12 protein-coding genes are annotated in these 12,699 nt (G+C 69.9%); 6 read left to right on the top strand and 6 right to left on the bottom strand.

What is annotated here, in order from left to right; genetic code table 11:
• Nucleotides 1-92 precede the first annotated feature (92 nt).
• The gene (locus D459_RS0100840) at nucleotides 93-368 is read left to right on the top strand and encodes an Lrp/AsnC ligand binding domain-containing protein (RefSeq protein ID WP_017591087.1); all 276 of its coding nucleotides are present in this window, start codon (nucleotides 93-95) and stop codon (nucleotides 366-368) included.
• Between the two features lie 106 nt (nucleotides 369-474).
• Here D459_RS0100840 and trpD read toward each other — a convergent pair whose 3' ends face one another.
• Both trpD and D459_RS0100830 read right to left on the bottom strand, forming a co-directional pair.
• Entirely contained in the window at nucleotides 475-1,539 is a 1,065-nt protein-coding gene (gene trpD, locus D459_RS0100835; RefSeq protein ID WP_017591086.1) for an anthranilate phosphoribosyltransferase, read from the bottom strand.
• Between the two features lie 323 nt (nucleotides 1,540-1,862).
• A complete protein-coding gene (locus tag D459_RS0100830; protein WP_017591085.1) occupies nucleotides 1,863-2,333 on the bottom strand; it encodes a hypothetical protein in 471 nt (156 codons plus the stop codon).
• 333 nt (nucleotides 2,334-2,666) lie between these two features.
• On the opposite strand from D459_RS0100830, the gene ctaE reads away from it, so the two are divergent.
• Genes ctaE through qcrB form a run of 4 tightly spaced genes read left to right on the top strand, consistent with a single transcriptional unit; the run spans nucleotide 2,667 to nucleotide 7,010 of the window.
• The gene (gene ctaE, locus D459_RS0100825; RefSeq protein ID WP_169558442.1) at nucleotides 2,667-3,293 is read left to right on the top strand and encodes an aa3-type cytochrome oxidase subunit III; all 627 of its coding nucleotides are present in this window, start codon (nucleotides 2,667-2,669) and stop codon (nucleotides 3,291-3,293) included.
• A 17-nt stretch (nucleotides 3,294-3,310) separates the two neighbouring features.
• Nucleotides 3,311-4,225 carry a cytochrome bc1 complex diheme cytochrome c subunit gene (qcrC, locus tag D459_RS0100820; protein WP_081620392.1) on the top strand — a complete coding sequence of 305 codons (915 nt, stop codon included), beginning with the start codon at nucleotides 3,311-3,313 and terminating at the stop codon, nucleotides 4,223-4,225.
• Nucleotides 4,218-5,339, top strand: coding sequence for a cytochrome bc1 complex Rieske iron-sulfur subunit (gene qcrA, locus D459_RS0100815; protein ID WP_017591082.1), 1,122 nt, complete (start codon nucleotides 4,218-4,220; stop codon nucleotides 5,337-5,339). Before qcrC ends, qcrA begins: the two co-directional genes overlap by 8 nt.
• A gap of 3 nt (nucleotides 5,340-5,342) precedes the next feature.
• Nucleotides 5,343-7,010 (top strand): cytochrome bc1 complex cytochrome b subunit, encoded by a 1,668-nt coding sequence (gene qcrB / locus D459_RS0100810; protein ID WP_017591081.1) that lies wholly within the window; start codon nucleotides 5,343-5,345, stop codon nucleotides 7,008-7,010.
• 276 nt (nucleotides 7,011-7,286) lie between these two features.
• Here qcrB and D459_RS0100805 read toward each other — a convergent pair whose 3' ends face one another.
• The 4 genes from D459_RS0100805 to ctaC form a co-directional block, all read right to left on the bottom strand.
• Entirely contained in the window at nucleotides 7,287-8,582 is a 1,296-nt protein-coding gene (locus tag D459_RS0100805; protein WP_017591080.1) for a L,D-transpeptidase, read from the bottom strand.
• 222 nt (nucleotides 8,583-8,804) lie between these two features.
• On the bottom strand, nucleotides 8,805-9,230 hold the full coding sequence (locus D459_RS0100800; RefSeq protein WP_026119937.1) for a cytochrome c oxidase subunit 4: 426 nt from the start codon (nucleotides 9,228-9,230) through the stop codon (nucleotides 8,805-8,807).
• A gap of 10 nt (nucleotides 9,231-9,240) precedes the next feature.
• The gene (ctaD, locus tag D459_RS0100795; RefSeq protein WP_040708736.1) at nucleotides 9,241-10,914 is read right to left on the bottom strand and encodes an aa3-type cytochrome oxidase subunit I; all 1,674 of its coding nucleotides are present in this window, start codon (nucleotides 10,912-10,914) and stop codon (nucleotides 9,241-9,243) included.
• Nucleotides 10,914-11,999: an aa3-type cytochrome oxidase subunit II gene (ctaC, locus tag D459_RS0100785; protein ID WP_449289436.1), complete on the bottom strand. Its 1,086-nt coding sequence runs from the start codon at nucleotides 11,997-11,999 to the stop codon at nucleotides 10,914-10,916. Before ctaC ends, ctaD begins: the two co-directional genes overlap by 1 nt.
• 420 nt (nucleotides 12,000-12,419) lie before the next feature.
• Between ctaC and D459_RS0100780 the strand changes: the two genes are divergently transcribed.
• Complete coding sequence (locus D459_RS0100780; RefSeq protein ID WP_017591075.1) at nucleotides 12,420-12,683, top strand: sulfurtransferase TusA family protein; 264 nt, start codon at nucleotides 12,420-12,422, stop codon at nucleotides 12,681-12,683.
• The last annotated feature ends 16 nt before the right edge of the window (nucleotides 12,684-12,699 follow it).

Here is a 12,699-nt window from a genome sequence, read left to right as displayed (position 1 = left end):
CCGCGCGGGCGCCCCGCCCCGGCGGGCGGGCGCGCGGCCCCGCGCCCGGCCGCCGCTTCCGATCCGCACCCGAGCACCCCAGGAGGGCAACAGTGATCACCGCGATCGTCATGATCAAGGCGGACGTCGACCGGATCCCCGAGGTCGCCGAGGAGATCGCCGAGGTCGAGGGGGTCAGCGAGGTCTACTCGGTCACCGGCGACGTGGACCTGATCGCCCTGGTCCGCGTGCGGCGCCACGACGAGCTCGCCGAGGTGATCCCCGGCCGGGTGAACAAGATCCCGGGGGTCCGCTCCTCCGACACCCACATCGCGTTCGACGCCTACTCCCAGCACGACCTGGAGGCCGCCTTCTCGCTCGGCATCTGACCGGGGCCGGGCCGCGGCGGGGCCGCGGACGGCGCAGGGCCCCGCTCCGGCGTCCGGAGCGGGGCCCTCGCCCTTCCGATGGCGGCCGCAACGCGGCCCGTGCGGCTCAGCCGCGCTTGGCGTGCTCCTGGCTGACGCCGACCCAGCGGTCCAGCAGGGTCTCGGCGCGGCCGTCGTCGACCGCCGCCGCCGCCCGCGCCACGCCCTGCTCCAGCATCTCGGTGAGGGAGCCGGGCGGCTCCTCCACCGCGGCGATGGCCGCGCCCGCGTTGAGCAGCACCGCGTCGCGCACCGGGCCGCGCTCGCCGCGCACCAGGTCGCGGACGGCCCGGGCGTTGACCTCGACGTCGCCGCCGCGCAGGTCCTCCGGGAGCGCCCGGGGGATGCCCAGGTCGCGCGGGTCCAGGCGCTCGGCGCGCACCTCCCCGCCGCGGGCGATCCAGACCGAGGAGGTGGTCGTGGTGGTGAGCTCGTCCAGCCCGTCGTCGCCCCGGAACACCAGGGCGGAGACGCCCCGCCGGGCGAACACCCCGGCGACCGTGGCGCACATGCCCTGGTCGAACACGCCGACCGCGGCCGCGCGGGGGGCGGCCGGGTTGGTCAGCGGGCCGAGGAAGTTGAAGACGGTGGGCACCGCCAGCTCGCGCCGGGTCCTGGCGGCGTGCCGCAGCGCCGGGTGGAACAGCGGGGCGAAGCAGAAGGTGATGCCGGCCTCCTCGGCGACCCGCGCGGTCACCGCGGGCGGCAGGTCGATCACCACGCCCAGCCGCTCCAGCACGTCGGCGGTGCCGCAGGAGGAGGAGGCCGCGCGGTTTCCGTGCTTGACCACCTTGGCCCCGGCCGCCGCGGCGACGATCGCCGCCATGGTGGAGACGTTGACGGTGTGCGCCTGGTCGCCGCCGGTGCCGACGATGTCCACGGTGCGGCCGGGGACCTCGATCCGCACCGCGTTGTCCAGCATGCCCTCGGCCAGGCCGACCACCTCGTCGACGCCGGCGCCCTTGGCGCGCAGCGCCACGGCGAAGCCGGCGATCTGCACGTCGCTGGCGGCTCCGGACATGATCTCGTTCATCGCCCAGCCGGTGTCGGCGGAGCTCAGCGATTCCCCGCCGAGCAGGGCGTTGATCAGCGCGGACCAGGTCCGCCGGGTGCTGTTCGCGGTTGTGTTCACGATGCTCTCACGCTCTGTGCTCGCTCTCCTCGGCCGCCCCGGGGCCGGCGGTTCCGGGCCGGAGGCCCTCTCCGGCCGCGCCGGCGGGGCGCCGTTCCTGTCGGGTTCTCAGCGCCGTGCGGACGGCGTGCCGGTGCGCCATCGCCATCGGGCGCCGGCCGTGCCGCGCTGCCAGGCATGGCCGGCGCGGGAGGAGAAGGAGAAGCGGAGGGGTGAACCGCCGTGGCCGGGCACGGCGGCGGCGTATCGATGCATCGGAGATCGGAGTCCGTTCCGTGGATCTGCGGATCGGGCCCCGGCGCGCCGGGGCCCGGTTCCCGAGCCTACCGGCGGCCCTGCGCCGCCGCGAGCCCGGCGGACAGGCCGCGCATCAGCTCGGCCAGCGACTCGGCCAGGGCGACCGGGTCGATCGGGTGGCTGACCACCTTGTCCGCCCGCGACCAGGTGGCGAGCCAGCCGTCGTCGCGGCGGCCGATGAGCAGCAGCACCGGCGGGCAGCGGTAGATCTCGTCCTTGGCCTGGCGGCACAGGCCCATGCCGCCGGTGGGGGCGGCCTCGCCGTCGAAGACGCACACGTCGACGCCGCCGTCGTCGAGCCGCTTGAGCGCCGCCGCCGCGGTGGCGCACTCGACGAACTCGACCCGGGGCACGTCCGCCGCCGGGCGCCGGCCGACGGCCAGGCGGACCTGCTCGCGCGTATCGGCCTTGTCGCTGTAGACGAGCACCCGCACCGCGGGGCCCTGCGCGGCGGCCGCGCCGTCCGCTGGAGTGGAGGAGCTGGCGGCGTTACCCATATCGGACCGTCCCTCACTTGTCGCGTGGCGGTTCTTCGCCACACCGCGGTTGTGACCGAGCCTATTGCCTTGAGACCTTCGACACGACAGGATGCCACCGCCCGTGCGATCCGGGCCACGCCGGGAGGGCGCGGAAACGCCCCTCCGTGACACAGATGAGACCACCGAAGACCGCGAACCCGCCCGAACCGGCCTTCCGGCCCCGTTTCGGGGCGGCGGGAGATAACGGGGGCATCACGGCCCGGCGACGGGCCGCGCCGCAGTTCAGCGCCGAACCGGCGCCTTACGGGGGGTCGTGCACCAACCCCCGCCAGATGCCGCAATAATGCAGGCGTGGCGACAGCAACCGCGAACCAAGAAACAGCACCGACACCAGTACATGGTGCGGCCAAGCGTCCTGACCTGGTGAGCGTTGGCACCATCGTGTGGTTGGCCAACGAGCTCATGTTCTTCGCAGCGCTGTTCGCGATGTACTACACCATCCGATCGGTGACCAAGGGCAACCCGGACCTCGGCGAGTGGCCAGCCGCTCACCTGAACGTGCCGTGGGCCCTGACCATCACCGTCATCCTGGTGGCCTCCAGCTTCACCGCTCAGTTCGGCGTCTGGGCCGCTGAGCGCGGTGATGTCCGGAAGCTTCGCAAGTGGTTCTTCATCTCGTTCCTCATGGGCCTCGTCTTCGTTCTGGGGCAGGCCTACGAGTACTACGAGCTCATCGCGCACGAGGGCCTGACTCTGCAGTCCAGCGCCTACGGCTCGATGTTCTACCTGACCACCGGCTTCCACGGCCTCCACGTCATCGGCGGTCTGATCGCGTTCCTGATCATGCTCGGACGTACGTACGCCGCGAAGCGCTTCACCCACCAGCAGGCCACGAGCGCCATCGTTGTGTCCTACTACTGGCACTTCGTCGACGTGGTCTGGGTCGCTCTGTTCGCAACCATCTACTTCATCCAGTAACCCGAAACGGGGAAACCGTGAAATGGATTACCGCGCGGCGACGGCATCCCCTTGCGGGGTACGTCGTCGTCCTACTCGCGCTCGCCGTGTTCGGCGTCGGGTACGCCGCCCTGGCGCCCAACGCCGAACGGGCTGAAGCACAGGTCCTCGCAGCGCAGAGCAGCGGCCCCGAAGAGGGGGCCGTCGACGTCTCCGAGGGCAGGGACATCTGGAACCGCAGCTGCGCGAGCTGCCACGGCCTGAACGGCGGGGGGTCGGGCAACGCCCCCGACATCACCACCGCCGGCGGCGCCGCGATCGACTTCCAGGTGAGCACCGGCCGCATGCCGTCGAGCAACCCCGACGCGCAGATGCCCCGGAAGTACCCCGCGTTCTCCCGCTCCGAGATCGACAACCTGATCGCCTTCTACGAGCAGGAGATCGGCAAGGGCCCCGCGGTCCCGGTGGACGTCCCCGGCGACGCCCCGCTCCGCGAGGACTTCGAGAGCGAAGAGGCCTACGAGAAGGCCAACGAGGAGTACAAGGCGGAGTACGACGCCTACATCGCCGGCGCCGACGACGTCGAGGCCGGCATGAAGCTCTACCTCGCCAACTGCGCGCACTGCCACTCGTGGTCGGGCGCCGGCGGCGGTCTGACCGGCGGCCACTGGGCCCCGGAGCTCACCGACGCCACGCCGCGCCAGATCTACGAGGCCATGGTCACCGGCCCGGGCCAGATGCCCGTGTTCAACGACCTGGCGATCAACCCCGATGACAAGCAGGAGCTGATCGCCTACGTGAAGGACCTCCAGGCCGAGCCGGACGCCGGCGGCCCCTTCGCCCTGAACCGGGTGGGCCAGGTCGCCGAGGGCCTGATCGGCTGGACGGTCGGTCTGACCCTGATCATCGCGTGCGCGATCTGGATCACCGCGAAGCAGCGAGCCCATGACTGATAACAACGACACCAACGCCTCCGGAGCCTCCGGCGGCCCCGACGACCGGGTCATCGGGACGCCGTCCTCCGCGGAGGGCGAGACGATCGTCTCCGGCGCGGACGAACCGCGCCGCGAGCACGCGGGCCCCTATCCCGCGGAGGAGACGCACAAGCACAGCGAGGAGGAGCAGCGGCGCGCGGAGAAGACCGCCGCCGTCTGGTTCCTCATCGCCTTCCTCGCCGGCATCGGCTTCTTCGTCGCCTACTTCGCGTGGGGGCCGAACGCCGAGGGCGAGCAGGCCATCGCCGACCCGCAGATCGCGCAGTACTCGAACATGGCGCTGGGCGGCACGCTCGCCCTGGCCCTGTTCGGCATCGGCGCCGGCATGACGGTGTGGGCGCGGCGGATCATGCCGCACTACGAGGTCTCCTCGCCCTACGACGAGCTCCCCTCCTCCCCGGAGGAGAAGGGCTCGTTCAGCGAGTTCTTCATGAAGAGCGCCGACGAGAGCGGCTTCACCAAGCGGCCGCTGCTCCGGCGGACGCTGCTGCTCTCCATGGTGCCGCTGGGCCTGGCCCCGATCGTGCTGCTCCGCGACACCGGCCCGCTCCCCGGCGACAAGCTGAAGAAGACGCTGTGGGAAGACGGCACCCGGATGGTCGTCGAGGGGACCAACCAGCTGATCAAGGCGTCCGACCTCGCCGAGGACGGCTCCATGGTCACGGCCTTCCCGGAGTACCCGCACAACGAGGAGCACCCGCACGGACTCAGCCTGAACGACCAGGCCAAGACCGTCATCATGCTGATCAAGATCCCCGAGGGCGACTTCAAGCCCGGGATGAGCGAGCAGCAGATGAACTGGACCCACGACGGGATCATCGCGTACTCCAAGATCTGCACGCACGTGGGCTGCCCTGCGGCCCTGTACGAGCGGGGCTCGCACCGTATCCTGTGCCCGTGCCACCAGTCGACGTTCGACGCCACCGACGGCGCGAAGGTCGTCTTCGGCCCGGCGCACCGGCCGCTGCCGCAGCTGCCCATCGGTGTCGACGACGAGGGGTACCTCATCGCCAAGGGCGACTTCTCCAGTGCGGTCGGCCCGACGTTCTGGGACGCGGAGAAGGGGGACTAGCCGATGAGCACCGATTCTCAGGCGCCCAAGGCGCTCCGCGGCGTCGGAAACTTCATCGACGACCGCTTCCACCTCGCCAAGACCGGTGAGAAGAACCTGCGCAAGGTCTTCCCGAACCACTGGTCGTTCATGCTCGGCGAGATCGCGCTGTACTCGTTCATCATCCTGCTGGTCACCGGTGTCTTCCTGACCCTGTGGTTCAAGCCCAGCATGCAGGAGATCGTCTACGACGGTCCCTACGAGCGCTTGAACGGCGTGCTGATGAGCGAGGCCTACGCCTCGACCCTGCACATCGACTTCGGTGTCCGGGGCGGCTTCCTGGTCCGGCAGATCCACCACTGGGCGGCGCTGATCTTCGTCGCGTCGCTGGTGGTGCACATGTTGCGGGTGTTCTTCACCGGTGCGTTCCGCAAGCCGCGCGAGATCAACTGGCTGATCGGCGTCGGGATCTTCACCCTGGCGATGATCGAGGGCCTCTTCGGCTACTCGCTCCCCGACGACCTGCCGTCCGGCATGGGCGTCCGGATCCTGCAGGGCGTCATGCTCGCCCTGCCGCTGGTCGGAACCTATGTCTCGATGTTCCTGTTCGGCGGGGAGTTCCCCGGCGAGGACATCATCTCCCGGCTGTACATGCTGCACATCCTGCTGATCCCGGGGATCCTGCTGGCGCTCATCGCGGCGCACTTCATGATCCTGTGGCACCAGAAGCACACCCAGTACCCGGGCACCGGCCGCACCAACAAGAAGGTCGTGGGCACCCCGATGTTCCCGGGCTTCGCGGTGAAGGCCGGCGGGTTCTTCTTCTTCGTGTTCGCGGTGACGGTGGGCCTCAGTGCCTTCGTGCAGATCAACCCGATCCACCTGTTCGGCCCGTTCACGCCGACGTCCATCACCTCGGGTCTCCAGCCCGACTGGTACATGGGCTTCATGGAGGGCTCGCTGCGGATCTTCCCGAACTGGCTGGACTTCCAGATCTTCGGGTACGCGGTCCCGATCGGCGTGCTGGTCCCGGGCCTGGTCGTTCCGGGTCTGATCTTCGGCGGACTGGGCGCCTGGCCGTTCATCGAGCGGTGGATCACCGGGGACCACCGTGCGCACAACGTCGCCGACCGCCCGCGCAACGCCCCGGTCCGCACCGGTGTCGGCGTGGCCGGCATCGTGTTCTACGGCCTGCTCTGGCTGGCGGGGTCGAACGACATCCTGTCGCACACGTTCTCCATCAGCCTGTACTGGACGACCTACTTCTTCCGGGTCGCCGTGATCGTGGGCCCGATCATCGGGTTCATCGTCGCCAAGCGGATCTGCCTCGGCCTGCAGCGCCGGGACCGGGAGACGCTGGAGCACGGCTACGAGAGCGGCACCATCCAGCAGCTGCCCAGCGGTGAGTTCATCGAGGTCCACAAGGAGTCCTCGGCGGACACCGTGCACGTGCTGGAGAGCAAGGAGGAGGTGGACCGGATCGACGCGGAGACCATCTCCTCGATCGAGGCGGCCACCGACGCCAACGGTGTGGAGGCCCCGGCCGCCCGCGGCCTCAAGGGCCGGCTCCGCGCCAAGCTCGCCCACTGGTACACGAAGGACAACGTCTCCTTCGAGGGGGTGGAGGCCCACACCGGCCACCACCTGCACCACGGTGCGGCGGAGGAGAAGGAGCCCGCTCAGACGCACTGAGCGCGGCCCGGCGGGTAGGGCTCCGGCCCCGCCCGCGCGCCCGAGCCGAGAGGCCCGGTCCCCGAAGAGGGGGCCGGGCCTCTCGGCGTTCCCGTGCTCCGCTCCCCTCCCCCGCCGGGCGGTCCGTTCCTCCGCCCCCGCGCCCCGGCGCGCTGAGCCGCCCGCTGCCGCTCCCGCCCCTCGGATCGGCCTGGGGGGCCGCCGCGCACGGGAAAGGCCCCCCACCGTGCGGTGAGGGGCCTGTGAGAGCCGTGCGGGCCGAAGGGGCCCCGGGGGTCACTCCTGCGGGTCGCCGTGGACCTCGCCCGGGGTGCCGGTGTCGTCGGTGCGGTCCGGCTCGCCGGTCGCGCTCTTCTCCTGCCACTCCTCCCAGGAGAGCTGCCAGAAGCCCCACCCGTTGTCCCACTCGAGCTCGCGGTCGGTGTTCTCCACGATCAGCGGGTCGCCCATGTAGGAGTTCTCGTAGAACCACTTGGCGTCCGCGGGGGCCATGTTCGGGCAGCCGTGGCTGAGGTTGGCCTCGCCGAGCGAGTTGTTCCACGGGGCGGAGTGGGTGAACTCGCCGCTGTTGGAGAAGCGGACGGCGTAGTCCACGTCCAGCTTGTACCCCTCCGGGCTGTCCACCGGGACGCCGACCGTGGAGGAGTCCATCACCAGCTCCTCGTACTTCTCCATGGTCAGGTGGGTGCCGCTGGTGGTGGTGTAGGCGCGGGTGTCGGCCCGGCCGATGCTGACCGGGAAGTCCTTGACCTGCTCGCCGTCCTGCTCGACCACCATCCGGTGGGTGTCGCTGTCGATGGTGCTGATCTGCTCGCGGCCGACCTCGAAGTTGAGCTGGTGGTTCTCGACCCCGTACACGCCGTCCGAGGCCTCCACGCCGGCCAGCCGCAGGTTGACCCGGATCTTCTGGTTCGGCTCCCAGTACTCCTTGGGGCGGAACACCGCGGTCTGGTCGTCCAGCCAGGCCCAGGAGCCCTCGTTGGGCTGCTCGGAGACGACCTCCATGGAGTTCTCCACCCGCGCCTTGTTCTGCACCGGCAGATCGAAGTTGACGATGAGCGGCATGCCCACGCCGACGGTGTCGCCGCTGGTGGGGAAGTTGGACTGGAGCTCCAGCCGGGCCCCCTCCTCGGCCTGGAGGGTGGTGAACTCCGAGGTGAACTCGCTCTCCTCGCCCGACTCGCCGTCCTTGGCCACCGCGGTGACGGTGACCTCCGCACCGGGGACCAGGTTCCAGTCCGCGACCCAGGCGGTCTCGTCCTCGTTCAGCGCCCCGGTGACCTCGTCGGCCTCGGTGGGCTCCCCGTCCTGCTCACCGCCGGCGGCCTTCTGCTCGACCTTGACGTCGCTGATGGTGCCGCCCTCGGCCTCGACCTTGAGGGGAAGGTCGGGGCGGACGTCCGCGCTGCCGTCCTCGGGGGTGATGGTGACCTTGACCGAGTCGGCACCGCTCCCCGCCCCGGCCGGGTCCGCGCCTTCCGACCCCGAGCAGGCGGCCGTGAGCAGCAGCACGGTCCCGGCCAGTCCCGCGCCGAGCCCGCGGGCCGCGGACGGGTTCGCAGTGAGCTTCACAGGTACGCCCTCCAGACTCTCGCGCACGGAGGCACCCAGTGCGCGTCTGGGTGGGACGTCCGCGCCGAGGAGAAAGTTCCGAAACCGGGTGGTCGAAGCGGCCCGTACCGGACCAGCGGTCGACGGTCGGCGGGCCGTCCCAAAAGAATACCTCGGCCCGCCCCCTCCCCTTGTGGCACAGGGGAAGCGGGCGGGCCGAGGTTGGTCACACGAGGTGCGCCGCTAGTGCTGGAACTCCTTGCGGTAGTACTCGAAGACCCAGCCGATCGCGGTGAGGATGATCGCGAAGAAGCCGAGGAAGACCATCCACCAGCCGATCGCCACGCCGACCGCGGTGAAGGCCACGGACAGCGCCACGAACAGCGGCCACCAGCTGTGCGGGCTGAAGAACCCGTACTCGCCGGCGTTCTCGGCGATGTCGCCGTCCAGGCGCTCCTCCGGCGGCAGGCCGTGGAACCGCTCGCTGCGGCGGGCGGACTGCCAGAGCCAGAAGCCGATCATCCAGCCGAAGCCGATCGAGACGATCAGGGCGACGAAGCCCGTCCACTCGATCTTCCCCTCGGCGGCCCAGCCCCAGTAGCCGTAGAGCGCCGCCGCCAGGCCGAAGAAGGTCGAGACGCCCATAAACAGATATGCCTGCATCTTCATGGTGTGCGCCCTACTTCCCGGATCCTGCTGCTGCGGGGGCCGCTCCAGGGGCCGCCGCGTGCGGGTGGTTCAGGTCGAAGGCCGGCCGCTCGGAGCGGATCCGCGGCAGCGAGGTGAAGTTGTGCCGCGGCGGCGGGCAGGACGTCGCCCACTCCAGCGAGCAGCCGTAGCCCCACGGGTCGTCGACCTCGACCTTCTCCGCCTTGCGGTGGGTGACCCACATGTTCCAGAAGAACACCAGCGTGGAGATGCCCAGGATGAAGGCGCCGATGGAGGAGATCAGGTTGAGCTCGGTGAACCCGTCGGTGGGCAGGTAGTAGGCGTAGCGGCGCGGGAAGCCCGCGGCGCCCAGCCAGTGCTGCACCAGGAACGTCATGTGGAACCCGAGGAACAGGCCCCAGAAGTGCAGCTTGCCCAGGCCCTCGTTGAGCATCTTGCCGGTGAACTTGGGCCACCAGAAGTAGAACCCGGCGAACATCGCGAAGACCACGGTGCCGAACACCACGTAGTGGAAGTGGGCCACCACGAAGTAGGAGTCGGTGACGTGGAAGTCGATCGGCGGGGAGGCCAGCAGGACGCCGGTCAGGCCGCCGAACAGGAAGGTCACCAGGAACCCGATGGTGAACAGCATCGGCGTGGCCATCACGATCTGGCCGCGCCACATGGTGCCGATCCAGTTGAAGAACTTCACGCCGGTCGGGACGGCGATCAGGAACGTCATGAAGGAGAAGAACGGCAGCAGCACGGCGCCGGTCGGGAACATGTGGTGCGCCCACACGGTGACCGACAGGCCGGCGATGGCGATCGTCGCGCCCACCAGGCTCTTGTAGCCGAAGATCGGCTTGCGGCTGAAGACCGGCAGGATCTCGGTCGCGATGCCGAAGAACGGCAGCGCGATGATGTAGACCTCCGGGTGGCCGAAGAACCAGAACAGGTGCTGCCAGAGGATGGCGCCGCCGTGCGCCGGGTCGTAGACGTGGGTGCCGATCATCCGGTCGGCGCCCAGCGCGATCAGCGCCGCGGTCAGCACCGGGAACGCGATCAGCACCAGCACGCTGGTGAGCATCGTGTTCCAGGTGAAGATCGGCATCCGGAACATCGTCATACCGGGGGCGCGCATGCACAGCCCGGTGGTGATGAAGTTGACCGCACCGAGGATGGTGCCCAGACCGCTGACGGCCAGGCCGAGGATCCACAGGTCGCCGCCGAGGCCCGGGGAGCGGACCGCGTCGGAGAGCGGGGTGTAGGCGAACCAGCCGAAGCTCGCCGCGCCACCCGGGGTCAGGAACCCGCCGACGGCGATCAGCGAACCGAACAGGTACAGGTAGTACCCGAACAGGTTGATCCGCGGGAACGCCACGTCGGGCGCGCCGATCTGCAGCGGCATGATGATGTTGGAGAAGCCCACGAACAGCGGCGTCGCGAACATCAGCAGCATGATCGTGCCGTGCATGGTGAACATCTGGTTGAACTGCTCGTACGACATCACCTGCTGTCCCGGGTAGAACAGCTCGGCGCGCATGAGCAGCGCCAGGATGCCGCCGAAGATGAAGAACCCGAACGAGGTGATCAGGTACATGTACCCGATGACCTTGTGGTCGGTCGACGTCAGCCAGCTGACGATGATCGACCCCTTGCGGGTCGTCGGCCGCTTGACGGCCTGAGACTGGGTAGCCGTAGCCATCAGTGGCCTGCCTCCTCGTTCTGGGAGCCCTCGGCCTGGCCGGCGGAGTCGGAGCCGTCCTGCTGCTCCTCCTCGGAGGAGGCGCCCTGGGCGTCCTCTTCCTCGTCCCGGCCCTGCTGGCCCCCGTCCTGCTGCTCGGAGCCGGCGGCCTCGGCGGCCTCCTCGGAGGCCTGCTCGTCGGCGGCCTCCTGCTCGGCGGCCGCAGCGGCCTCGGCCTCGGCCGCCGCCTCCTGCTCGGCGTACCAGGCGTCGTAGGCCTCCGGCTCCATGACCTCGACCTTGAAGAGCATCCGGGTGTGGTCGACGCCGCAGAGCTCGGCGCAGCGGCCCATGTAGGTGCCGGCCGTTCCCTCGTTGACCTTGACCTGGAACTCGTTGTCGTGGCCCGGGATGACGTCCATCTTGAACGCGAACGCCGGGACCCAGAACGAGTGGATGACGTCCGGGCTGTGCAGGTCGAAGTGGACGACGTCGCCCTCGCGCAGCACGAGGGTCGGCATCTGGTCCGGGGTGCCGACCTCGGAGAACAGGGTCTCCGGCTGGGCCTCCTCGGGGTCGACCTCGTCGGCCTCCTTGCCCTCGGCCTCGGCGGCGGCTTCCGCCTCCTCCAGGGCCTCGGCCTTGGACTGGTCCAGGTACTTGAACTCCCAGCTCCACTGGAAGCCGACGACTTCGACGTTGGTGTCGGCCTTCTCGTCGGTCTCCAGCAGGTAGGTCTGGTCGCGCGCGGTGAAGTAGAAGAGCACCGCGATCACCACGATCGGGAGCACGGTGTAGAGCGCCTCGATGGGCATGTTGTACCGCACCTGCGGCGGCAGCTGCTCAGAGCGCTTGCGGTGGAAGATGATCGACCAGATGATCAGCCCCCACACGAGAATGCCGACCGCGAACGCCGCCACCCACGAGCCCTGCCACAGCGCGAGGACGCGCTGCCCCTGCTCGGTGATCGGCTCAGGCACACCCAAACGAGTGAACTCGTTCGACGCGCACCCGGTCGCGGCCAGTCCCAACGCGGCGAGCACGGCGCCACGTGGTGCCCATCGGCGCAGTGCGGCGCGCCGATTCCTATGGCGGGTCGGACTCACGGATTGCCTTCCCAGCGGTGATGCCCGCAGCCGAAGCGCGGGCGGTCGTATATCCAAAGCTTGTCAAGGGGAAACATTATCGCGGACCGTTCGCTCCACCGGTCACGGGCTTGCCGGGCCAGCGTGTCTCCGCTGCCGTCCCGAGCGGCCTCCCCGCGGGTGCGCGCGGCCTCTCCTCCGTCCCCGGCCCCCGTCCCGCCTGGGCGGTCCGTACGGCCGGGAGCGGCGGTCACGATGCCGTTTCCGCCGTTCCCCGTCCCCGCTCCGTCGGGCCTTCCCGGTCGGACAGGGCGCGGACTAAGGCGAGAGTATCGCTGGTTTTACAGCACCCTTAACCGGGTGCCCCTTTGCCGGGGGCGGGGGTAAAGATTGGGATACGACGGGCGCGGCTCCCCTGGCCGCGCCCCGGGCGGGAGGCGCATGGCGGGCAGGCACAGGAGACCGGAGGCGGACGAGCGGCCGCTGGTGACGGTGGAGGCGGTCGGGCGGAAGTGCCCGATCCCGATCATCATGCTCGCGGCGCGGCTGCACGAGGTGCCGATCGGGTCGGTGATCGCGGTGACCGCGGACGATCCGGCGGCCTCCGCCGACATCCCGGCGTGGTGCAGGCTGAAGCTGCACGGCTTCGTCGCGGAGGTGCCGCTGGAGCGCGGCAGCGCGTTCCTCATCCGGCGGGCCTACTGAGCCGGCGGACGGCGGC

The organism is Nocardiopsis potens DSM 45234, from assembly GCF_000341105.1.
Lineage (GTDB): Bacteria > Actinomycetota > Actinomycetes > Streptosporangiales > Streptosporangiaceae > Nocardiopsis_A > Nocardiopsis_A potens.
This window is presented reverse-complemented; position numbering and strand designations above follow the sequence as displayed.